The 8,818-nt window shown below is 57.2% G+C and carries 10 protein-coding genes; 1 reads left to right on the top strand and 9 read right to left on the bottom strand.

The features are described 5' to 3' along the window. Positions 1 to 200: 200 nt before the first annotated feature. From merA to BM357_RS18115, 5 genes are all read right to left on the bottom strand, one after another. Positions 201 to 1,865 (bottom strand): mercury(II) reductase, encoded by a 1,665-nt coding sequence (gene merA / locus BM357_RS18095; RefSeq protein WP_074956733.1) that lies wholly within the window; start codon positions 1,863 to 1,865, stop codon positions 201 to 203. Between the two features lie 73 nt (positions 1,866 to 1,938). After that, positions 1,939 to 2,562 carry a cytochrome c biogenesis CcdA family protein gene (locus BM357_RS18100; RefSeq protein ID WP_074956735.1) on the bottom strand — a complete coding sequence of 208 codons (624 nt, stop codon included), beginning with the start codon at positions 2,560 to 2,562 and terminating at the stop codon, positions 1,939 to 1,941. A 63-nt stretch (positions 2,563 to 2,625) separates the two neighbouring features. After that, positions 2,626 to 2,964: an ArsR/SmtB family transcription factor gene (locus BM357_RS18105; protein WP_074956737.1), complete on the bottom strand. Its 339-nt coding sequence runs from the start codon at positions 2,962 to 2,964 to the stop codon at positions 2,626 to 2,628. 14 nt (positions 2,965 to 2,978) lie between these two features. Then, positions 2,979 to 3,281, bottom strand: coding sequence for a hypothetical protein (locus tag BM357_RS18110; protein WP_074956739.1), 303 nt, complete (start codon positions 3,279 to 3,281; stop codon positions 2,979 to 2,981). 122 nt (positions 3,282 to 3,403) lie between these two features. Continuing rightward, positions 3,404 to 3,724 carry a YnfA family protein gene (locus tag BM357_RS18115; RefSeq protein WP_425426570.1) on the bottom strand — a complete coding sequence of 107 codons (321 nt, stop codon included), beginning with the start codon at positions 3,722 to 3,724 and terminating at the stop codon, positions 3,404 to 3,406. 252 nt (positions 3,725 to 3,976) lie between these two features. On the opposite strand from BM357_RS18115, the gene BM357_RS18120 reads away from it, so the two are divergent. Then, positions 3,977 to 4,735, top strand: a complete 759-nt coding sequence (locus BM357_RS18120) for a VIT1/CCC1 transporter family protein (RefSeq protein WP_245784092.1) — start codon at positions 3,977 to 3,979, stop codon at positions 4,733 to 4,735. Between the two features lie 875 nt (positions 4,736 to 5,610). Here BM357_RS18120 and BM357_RS18130 read toward each other — a convergent pair. The 4 genes from BM357_RS18130 to BM357_RS18150 form a co-directional block, all read right to left on the bottom strand. After that, positions 5,611 to 6,513, bottom strand: coding sequence for an IS3 family transposase (locus BM357_RS18130; protein ID WP_139234795.1), 903 nt, complete (start codon positions 6,511 to 6,513; stop codon positions 5,611 to 5,613). Beyond that, positions 6,473 to 6,763 carry a transposase gene (locus tag BM357_RS18135; RefSeq protein ID WP_081411978.1) on the bottom strand — a complete coding sequence of 97 codons (291 nt, stop codon included), beginning with the start codon at positions 6,761 to 6,763 and terminating at the stop codon, positions 6,473 to 6,475. The genes BM357_RS18130 and BM357_RS18135 overlap by 41 nt, the downstream gene beginning before the upstream one ends. A gap of 131 nt (positions 6,764 to 6,894) precedes the next feature. Next, positions 6,895 to 7,983, bottom strand: coding sequence for a GerAB/ArcD/ProY family transporter (locus tag BM357_RS18140; RefSeq protein ID WP_074956745.1), 1,089 nt, complete (start codon positions 7,981 to 7,983; stop codon positions 6,895 to 6,897). A gap of 238 nt (positions 7,984 to 8,221) precedes the next feature. Beyond that, on the bottom strand, positions 8,222 to 8,818 hold a 597-nt coding region (locus tag BM357_RS18150; RefSeq protein ID WP_139234796.1), incomplete at its 5' end, for a Ger(x)C family spore germination C-terminal domain-containing protein.

An 8,818-nucleotide genomic window follows, 5' to 3' on the forward strand; every position in this document is an offset into this window, starting at 1 on the left:
GCTTTCGTCACGATGATCCCTCCATGATTGGGTTCTGGGGGAATCATCTCGCAGACCAAGGCTTGGCGCTAGGTGCGGACTATTTGACGCTTACTTTCATCACATGTCAGCCGATTTGAAGCACCCCCCTCCCTTTTCTTCAAGCGGCCATGTCATGGCATGACCGATACAGCCCTCACCTGGGAGCAACCGCCTAAGGATCAACCAGCGCAGCACGACAACTTGGACACATCCTTATCGAAGGTCAGCGTCGCCAGTTTCAACCCCTCTGCCATCGTTAAGTACGGCGCCAGGGTCGATCTCAAATCCTCAATCGTGAGCCCAAACTTCACGGCGAGCACGCCGGCGTAAATCACGTCTCCGGCGTTCTCCGCCACCACGTGCACACCGAGGAGCTTGCGGGTCCTCGCATCTGCCACCAGTTTCAAGAGTCCGGCTGTGTCTCGGTTCACCAGCGCCCGTGGCACAGCCTCCAGCGGCAATACCGAGGTGAGGACTTGATACCCCTTCGATCTCGCCTTCGCCTCGGTCATCCCCACCGTGGCAATGGCAGGTGACGTGAACGTCACCGCCGGTACCACCGTGAGGTCCGCCTTTCGCTGTGCGCTGCCCACGGCATTTTCGGCCGCAAGCGCTCCCTCGTACGCCGCCACGTACACGAACTGGGGCCCCAGCGTCACGTCCCCGGCGGCGTACACGTTCGGATTGCTCGTACGCAGATATTCGTCGACCAGCACCTCGCCCCGGCTGCCGACACGCACCTGGGCTGCCTCAAGGTTCAACGCTGCCGTATTGGGCTTTCGGCCTGTGGCCACCAGCAGGGCCTCGGCTTCCACGACCTGCTCCTGCCCATTCACCGTGAGATGAACCCGTTTCACGTCTCCGTGTTGTTCTACCCGCTCATAAGTGACGCCCGTCAGGCTACGGATACCTTCCCGTGACAACACCTGAGCGACGGCCTCGGAGACCTCCTGATCGTACGCCTTGAGCAGCCTGTCGCTTCGCTGCATCAACGTGACCTCTGAACCCAGGCGATGAAACATCTGCCCGAGCTCCAGGGCGATGTAGCCGGAGCCAATCACGGCCAGACGCCGTGGAATCTCCGTCAGATCCAGTGCCGTGGTGCTGACGAGGTAATCCACGTCCGCAAGCCCTGCAATGTCCGGAAGAGCAGGTGATGCGCCCGTGGCGATGAGATACCGGCGGGCCCGAATATTGCGGCCGGCGACCTCAACCGTCGACGGGTCCACGAAGCGGGCCTCGCCACGAATGAGATGGAACCCGTATTCGTCGATGAGGTCGACATACTTGTGCTGCCGCAGTTCCGCCACCAGCTCGTCTTTGGCGCCGACAAGCTGTTGAAGGTTGACCGACCCGGCTGAAGTGTGAAGGCCTGGAAACGGATTGTGGGCGGCCAGATGGTTGATTTCGCTTGCCCGAAGCATCGTCTTCGACGGCACGCAGCCGATATTGACGCACGTGCCGCCGATGGTGCCCCGCTCGACCATGGCTACCTTGGCCCCATAAGAGACGGCTTGGATGGCGGCGGAGAAGGCGGCCCCGCCCGTGCCGATGATGAGCAGGTCGTATTCGTGGTCGCCGCCACCGCTCTGGACAGGCCCTCCCAGTCTCGGTGATCCATCGAGGATTTCGACCGCTCCAGGCTCATACCCCGAGTTGGCCACGGCACGTTTAGCCTCCTCGAGGCGAGCGGGATCGATCTCGAACGTCGCCTCTCCCCTGCGAAAACTCGCCGTAATGCCTTCAGCGCCCACCCTTTGCAGAGCCAGAGTTACGTGACGCTCGCAATCCGTGCAGGTCATCCCCTGCACGGCCAGTCGAACCTTTTGCTTTTCAGGTTGCATCTTGGCAGCACCTCGTTTTCTGGCACACGCCTTGTCCCGGATGAACGTAAGGCCACACCAGTAGATCACCAGGTTAAACACCCGTGGCCAAGGTGATAAACCCGCTCAAACGTCCCATCCAGCGAGCCCCGGCCCGCACCCACTTGCCGACCAACTGCTGCGAGATGGTGGACGCCAGGGAAATGACCGTCACCACAAAGTCCATGCCCAAACCGTACAAAATGAGATCGGTTAGGCCTCCGGCCAGTCCCTCGCTGTGAAACGAGGAGAGGACCAGTACGGAAAAGAGCGGCGACGTACAACCAAGCGACCCGAGCGCATACGCAATCCCATACAGAAACACAGACCATGACGTGCCTGGCTTGAGGTTCCAGTCACCGCCAATGTGGAACGCCAGTCCGCCCTTGCCAAACATCATGAGTGTGCCCAATACGACGAAGAGGGCACCAATGCTCTCCGCAATCCACGCCACCGCTTTCCCCAAAACCTCGGAGAACATCACCGACACCATTCCTGCCAGTAGGAACACGGTGAGAAACCCGGCGGTCATCTGCAGCCCCGCCCGCAGTCCATCCCACGCACGGCGCTCACGGCCCGCAATCAGATGCACGATGTACGAAGGGAGCATGGCCACGCCGCACGGGTTGACGGTGGCCATCATGCCGGCAGCGAGTACGACGGCGAGATCCCCGTTCATGCCAACACCTTCTGCAACTGTGCCGCTGTCGGTGCGACCACCTCCCGCCGAAAGGGGGCCTTCTTACATCCGGGTACAGCAGCGGATATGCTCGGCGTTGTCCGCCACAATCGCTTTCGCCAACTGGAGGATGGTCCGCACACGCTCGTCCGAGATCCGGTACAGCACGTACTTACCTTCCTGGCGAGAGGTGACGTACCCGCACCACTTGAGGCAAGCCAACTGGTTGGATACCTGGCTCTGCGTGGCGCCGGTGGCCTCCACCAACTGGCTGACGTTCTTTTCGCCGTCCAGCAAAATCTCCACGATGCGAAGCCGTGTGGGATTGGACAGCCCGTGAAAAAACTTCGCATAGATTTCGGTCTGCACCGCTGTTTCGGGCTGAAGCTTGAGCTGTGCCATGTGTGCGTTCCTCCTCAGCGCTCATCCTGCGGTGTCTGCCGGGTCTGGTTCGTGTTCGGCATACAACAGGCCCCGTGGCCACAATGCTTTCCCCTTCTCGATCCGATGAACATCATGACCCCCATCAAGAGCACCATCCCGCCCAGGATGAAGTACCGATTCGCCTCCAAAAATGCCCCGGCGGCGGTCAGACCCAATGCCGTGAGCAGCACCGGCAGCCCGCAACAGAGGATGGCAACAATCGGTATACCAAACAGTGCCCATGACGATCCTGTGGAGCAAGTCGACTTTTGCGACCGGTCATGCGGATGTTCCATAAAACCACGCTCCCGAAATTCGTCTTTATATCATAATACCTTAATATATTGAGTGGTCAATACGAGTGCTGCCATGAGTCATGAACTAATATCATTTGCGCCCCTAAAAAAGCGAAATTCGTTCACTTCGTTCCCCAGAGCATTACGCCAACGCCAACCAGACAGATGGTCGCTCCAACCCAGTCCTGCAGCGTTGGCACATCCTTCGCAACCCACCAACCCCACAACAGCGACATCACGATGAACACTCCGCCATACGCCGCATACACCCGGCCGAACGAAGAGAACTCCTGACGGGTGGCGATAACGCCGTATAAAAACAGCACGACACCACCCGCAAGTCCGACCCACAAGGGTTTTCCATTGCGCAGGCACAGCCATACCAGGTATCCGCCGCCGATCTCCGCCAGTCCGGCAAGGATAAACAGTATGTACGCCCGAATCAATTCGCCACCCCTCCCCACGCAAACGTTGCGTCCACTATAGACCAGACGAAGTTCGAATGAACCTCCAGCCAAGCAATACCTTCCTCCGTACAAAAAGGGTATCAAAATCCACTCCATTGCACCTCAACGGCCACGTTCTTCGACGAACATAAAAATGGAATTTTTTGTTGACTAATCGCTCCTTCCCGTCGAACAATGGTTGAGGCCGGACCTCGGCCATTCATCCACAAGCGCAAGGAGGTTGTCGACATGTCCATGCAATACCCTGCCACCTTGGGCGGCGTTTCAGAAAACCTCGCAAGACTCCTGGGACGGGAGCGCTGGCATAAGACACACACCGCCGGCTGGATAGGAGACGCCATCTACGGCGTCAACGACGGCTTGGGAGCCATTTTCGGCATCATCGCCGGTGTGGCCGGTTACACTGCAAGCAGCAACACAGTGCTCATCAGCGGCCTCTTTGGCGCTTTGGCCAGCACCCTCTCCATGGGCGCCGGTGCGTGGCTCGCCACCAAATCCGAGACGGAACTACGACAGAGCGAAATTGCACATGAACGGCGGGAGATCCTGGAGGATCCAGAACACGAAATTGAAGAGCTCGCCCTGATGTATCAACTCAAAGGGTTTGACGAAGCCGAGTCCTGGCAGATGGCACGGCGAATCGCCCAGGATACCGAGCTGTTTGTCAAGACCATGGCTCAGGAAGAGCTCGGGTTTCACGACGAGTCGGCGGGAAGTCACTGGAAGTCTGCCGTCATCGGCAGTTTGTCAACGCTCGTGGGCGGACTGGTGCCGTTAGTCCCCTTCTTTTTCATGACCGGGACCGTGGCGATGGTGGCAGCGGCCATCGTCAGCATAGCCGCCCACTTCGCCGTGGGCGCCGCCAAGAGCCTGGTGACCGCCCGAAGCTGGTGGGCGAGCGGCATGGAAATGACGCTCGCCGGGGTCATCGTCGGCGTGGTGGCGTACGGCTTGGGCATTCTGGGGACAATGCTGGTTCATGTCTGATATCCATCATGAGCCCACCCGCTCCAGGCGGGGCGGTGTGGGCTCTGTTCCAGATAATGGTGTCTAAACCGAGATTGCAATCCGCCTTCAGTCCTCCAACGTTTGCCTACAGGCTCTCCGCCCGTCCCCTTCATGCGATCACAGCCGGTGACCACAAGATGGCAGGGACCCCAACTTACTTCACTGGACTTGCATATTCCGCTCAACAGTTCCTACCATGGGCATTGCATTCAGGTGGTTTGACTGGAGAGCTGAAGATGGCAAAGGCCGGTGCTTAGCCCACACCTCTCCTGGGCCCCGGCAGAGATTTGCCGCACAGCCAGTCGAACGCTATCGCCAATGTCCATTATGCGATGCTCTACCGTGTTTAATCGACTCTGGGTATGGCTTAGTGAGGTTTCTATGTGATCTAGCCTTTCCTTCACCGATGCCTCAATACGGTCTAACCTCTGCTCGATAGGCTGTAACATTTCCGCCAGAACATGTCGTAACTTCTGCTCATCCATTACACGTCCCCCGTTCTGAAACTATCATATCATGCTTTTACTCTGAGCACGGGCCACAGTTTGCCACTCCTTGTATGATGATGATATTGATGACTGTACTCGCTCACCACCTATTGTGCCATTGAATTATGGTAGTGTATTCCTGGAATTGTGTTGGTGTCTCGACCGAGACTTCGGTCAGCTTCCAATCCTCCACCGTATCGAAGTCCCAGCCCTCACTCCTTGATGCGAACGCAATCAGTGACCACAAGAAACACCGACCTCAACACCGCACTTGCATAATCCACGTATTGAACCCGACTTTGTCAAGACAGATGGGATGGCTTTTAAGAGAGAGATGATAGACTTTCAATTCAGATAAAAACTGTCTCACGCTGCGTTTTGTTGCATTTTCCAATTTCTGAATTCCAACGGCGAGCGATAACCTAGTGCGGAATGCGGTCGGTCCGTGTTGTAAAAGCGAATGTACGACTCAATCGCCGCTTTCGCCTCGGCAAAGCTGCTGTATTCCTGCAGCCAGACCTCCTCCTCCTTCAGCGACCGGAAGAATCGCTCGATGTATCCGTCAGCATCAGGGTTGTTGTAACCCGTCCGCTCGTGGTTGATTTGGCAGACCTTCATCGCTTGGATGAACCGTCGACTCGTCATCTGGCAGCCAGTGTCCGTTCGCAATGTCAAACCGGCACCTTGAACGCCGTTCGGGAAGCGATAGTTCAGTGCCATATCCACAGCCTTCAGCAGGTCCTCTGTACGGCAGAACCGGGAAAACGAGTACCCTACAATCTCCCGGTCATAAGCGTCAATCACGGCAAACAGATATCCCCAGCCGTCTTTCCCACACCACACCTTCGTCATGTCGCACTGGAAATGCTCGTTGGACCTGGTGACCGGTATCTTCCCTCGCCGTTTCGCTCGTGAAGCGCCCCGCTTCGGAGATTTCACCAGCAGCCCCATTTCCTTCATCAACCGGTACACCCGCTTATGGTTCACCCGCACGTTGTATCGGCGACGCAGCATGACTTGGATTCGCCGGTATCCGTACGTGGGGAATTCTTCGCACAGTTTCCGAATCCACTGTTTGACCAGAGCGTCCTTGTCCACAGAAGGCCGCTTCGGCTTTAACACAGGCGGCTTCAGCAAGCTGTAACAGTACGTCCGGTTCAGCCCTAATGCTTTTGCAATCACTGGGACCGGAAACCCTTCTTTGGCGAGCTGACAGACCAAAGAACGGCTATTTACTTCCGGCCCCAATTCGATTTTTTCGCAACACATCCACCTGCATCGTAAGTTCACCGATCTTAGCCCGAGCCTCCTGCAACTCCTTCTCCAGCTCCTGCTCCCTCGTAGAGGGTCCGGACTGAAGTCCAGCCCGTCCACCAGCCAGGAACGCTTCACGCCACCTGTAATACAGACTCTGGGCCACGCCATGCCGCCGACATACCTCGCTGATGTTCGCACCGGGCATCATGCCCTCGAGCACGATGTTCATCTTTTCGTCCACTGTCCACTTACGTCCCGGCATCATAAACACCTCGTCTTCACTCTAAATTCTAACCTCTCCCTTCTGTCTGGGTTGACTCTGGGGCAAGTATACATGTCTCTTATCTTCGATGTGCTATGCACTTACAGGGGCTTTTCTAGGGACTGCCGAGGCTAACGTTTTGCTCGCCTCCGAAAATTCATCACCGTGGCAGCTAAAAGGGGAATACAGATTAAAGTTAGCACAAAATACGCTGGCGCCACACCAGCGATGAAGTGCTCCATTTCCTGCGTGCTGCGGAAAAATGTAAAGCTGCCAGCCCACACGAACAAGCCACCAGAATACGCCACAATCCGGTGCGACGACAGCTTGAACACGTCCTTCATACCCTCACACCAAGCATAGTGAAACACGGCCAGTTTGATGCATACGGTGGACATCACTCCCATCACGTACAGCGTGTCCAGACGCTCCAGAAAGCGGCCGACGCGAATGCTGCGGACGGTTTCAAGCACCGGATACGAGAGATAACTGGTGGACTGCCCCACCACCCCTGTCGTGATTACCAGGACACACGTCAAGAGAACGGTGAGGATGGCCGTAGCGGTGATTATGTCTTTGGGAAGGGTCTGGCTATCACGCAAAGCTCGTACGAACTGCAGGCTAATCAAAAATTCCAATGCGTAGGTCAGGTCCGGCGTTATGGCGCCGCGGAGCACCGGCTGCCAGCCGTAAGCGAGAACAGGCATCAGTTGGTGAACATCCATGTGCTGCATGGACAAGGCGAAGAGAAGCGGCGCCACAATGAGCGCGAGCGGTGTAATGAACTCGCCGTCTCGCACGAGGACCTCCGCGCCCATGTACACCATGTATGAGATCCCAGTCATGGCCAGCAGCCCGATGATGTACTCCGGTGTCTCAGGCAAGATGGTGATACTCACAAACGATTCCGCTTCCCGAAGAACGGTGCAGTTAATCAGGTACAGCCAGACAAGAAACCAGAGGCAGAACATGCGCCCCAGCCATGGTCCGAATGCGTCAATCAAGCCGCTGGTGAGATTCCGGTCTGGCAGCGCACGGAGGAACATCGCCGCAACACCGGCGGATATCAGGCCCCCGGCCGCAAACAGGAGGCCCGTAATCCAGCTGTCGCGGACGGTGAACTGGGCAATGACGAACGGGACTGTGACGATGCCGGTGCCGAGGATGCTCCAAATGAGCACGATGACTAATTGAAACCGGGAAATCTGTGCGTTCGACATGGGGCGCGGACCCCCTTCTAAATGATCTCGTACATCCATTTTGTTACTGGACCAAACGCGGCGTCGAACGGAGCCAGAAGATGCACGTTGGGCCACAGATGCCAAGAGACAAGCGCGGACATGGCGACCGCCAACATGACGAGTAACCAGTACACTGTGACTTCACGGCGGTTTGCCCGGCGAAGGGCGTGTTTGTCAAGGATTGCTATGGCAACGGCAGTGAAAAGTGCGGCCCAGATCACGGTGTGGTCACTCCGCGCCCTGCCGGCGGAGCCAAGCCGCTGCGCGAGGCCGCGGATTCGGGTGTATTGGAAGACAGAGCGGTCCTGGTAATGTGTACGCGTACATTGAACTTGACCTGCGCACGAGCAAAGTAATCTGGCCATTGCTGGCTGATCTGCCGCCACCTGCGCGGGTTTTCGATAAACAACCGCGTGCCGAACTGGCAGGCGTCTACACCGTCGGATTGGAGTTTTGTCATCACTGCCTGCATCTGCCGTTCCATGTACTGGGCAGTTTTCTGCTCAAGTTGCTTGTAGGTTTTCTCACTCAACCGCTCATACGGACAAAGCCGCTCGATCTCCGCCCGTGCTTGAACCTTCACCAGAAAACTGACTCCATCGTTGCCAAACTGCGGAATGACCTTGGTGTGGGAAACCAGCAGTCGCACGGCACTTCCAACGCCGTTGTCCTTGCCGTCGCATGGTAGGAGGATGGCCACCTGGCGGGTGTCCCCCATAAGCCACGCGAGCGCCTTCGTCTCCTCCACAGTCAGGACGTCCGCCATCTTTGCACCGCGAAACACAGCAACCCCTTTCATGAGCAGGTGGCCCGT

Source organism: Paenalicyclobacillus macrosporangiidus (assembly GCF_900116805.1).
Classification (GTDB): Bacteria; Bacillota; Bacilli; order Alicyclobacillales; family Alicyclobacillaceae; genus Alicyclobacillus_H; species Alicyclobacillus_H macrosporangiidus.

What these genes read in the sequence shown, in the direction of transcription:
- merA (WP_074956733.1), bottom strand. Translation starts at nt 1,865, where the DNA reads ATGCAACCTGAAAAGCAAAAGGTTCGACTGGCCGTGCAGGGGATGACC.
- BM357_RS18100 (WP_074956735.1), bottom strand. Translation starts at nt 2,562, where the DNA reads ATGAACGGGGATCTCGCCGTCGTACTCGCTGCCGGCATGATGGCCACC.
- BM357_RS18105 (WP_074956737.1), bottom strand. Translation starts at nt 2,964, where the DNA reads ATGGCACAGCTCAAGCTTCAGCCCGAAACAGCGGTGCAGACCGAAATC.
- BM357_RS18110 (WP_074956739.1), bottom strand. Translation starts at nt 3,281, where the DNA reads ATGGAACATCCGCATGACCGGTCGCAAAAGTCGACTTGCTCCACAGGA.
- BM357_RS18120 (WP_245784092.1), top strand. Translation starts at nt 3,977, where the DNA reads ATGTCCATGCAATACCCTGCCACCTTGGGCGGCGTTTCAGAAAACCTC.
- BM357_RS18130 (WP_139234795.1), bottom strand. Translation starts at nt 6,513, where the DNA reads ATGTGTTGCGAAAAAATCGAATTGGGGCCGGAAGTAAATAGCCGTTCT.
- BM357_RS18135 (WP_081411978.1), bottom strand. Translation starts at nt 6,763, where the DNA reads ATGCCGGGACGTAAGTGGACAGTGGACGAAAAGATGAACATCGTGCTC.
- BM357_RS18140 (WP_074956745.1), bottom strand. Translation starts at nt 7,983, where the DNA reads ATGTCGAACGCACAGATTTCCCGGTTTCAATTAGTCATCGTGCTCATT.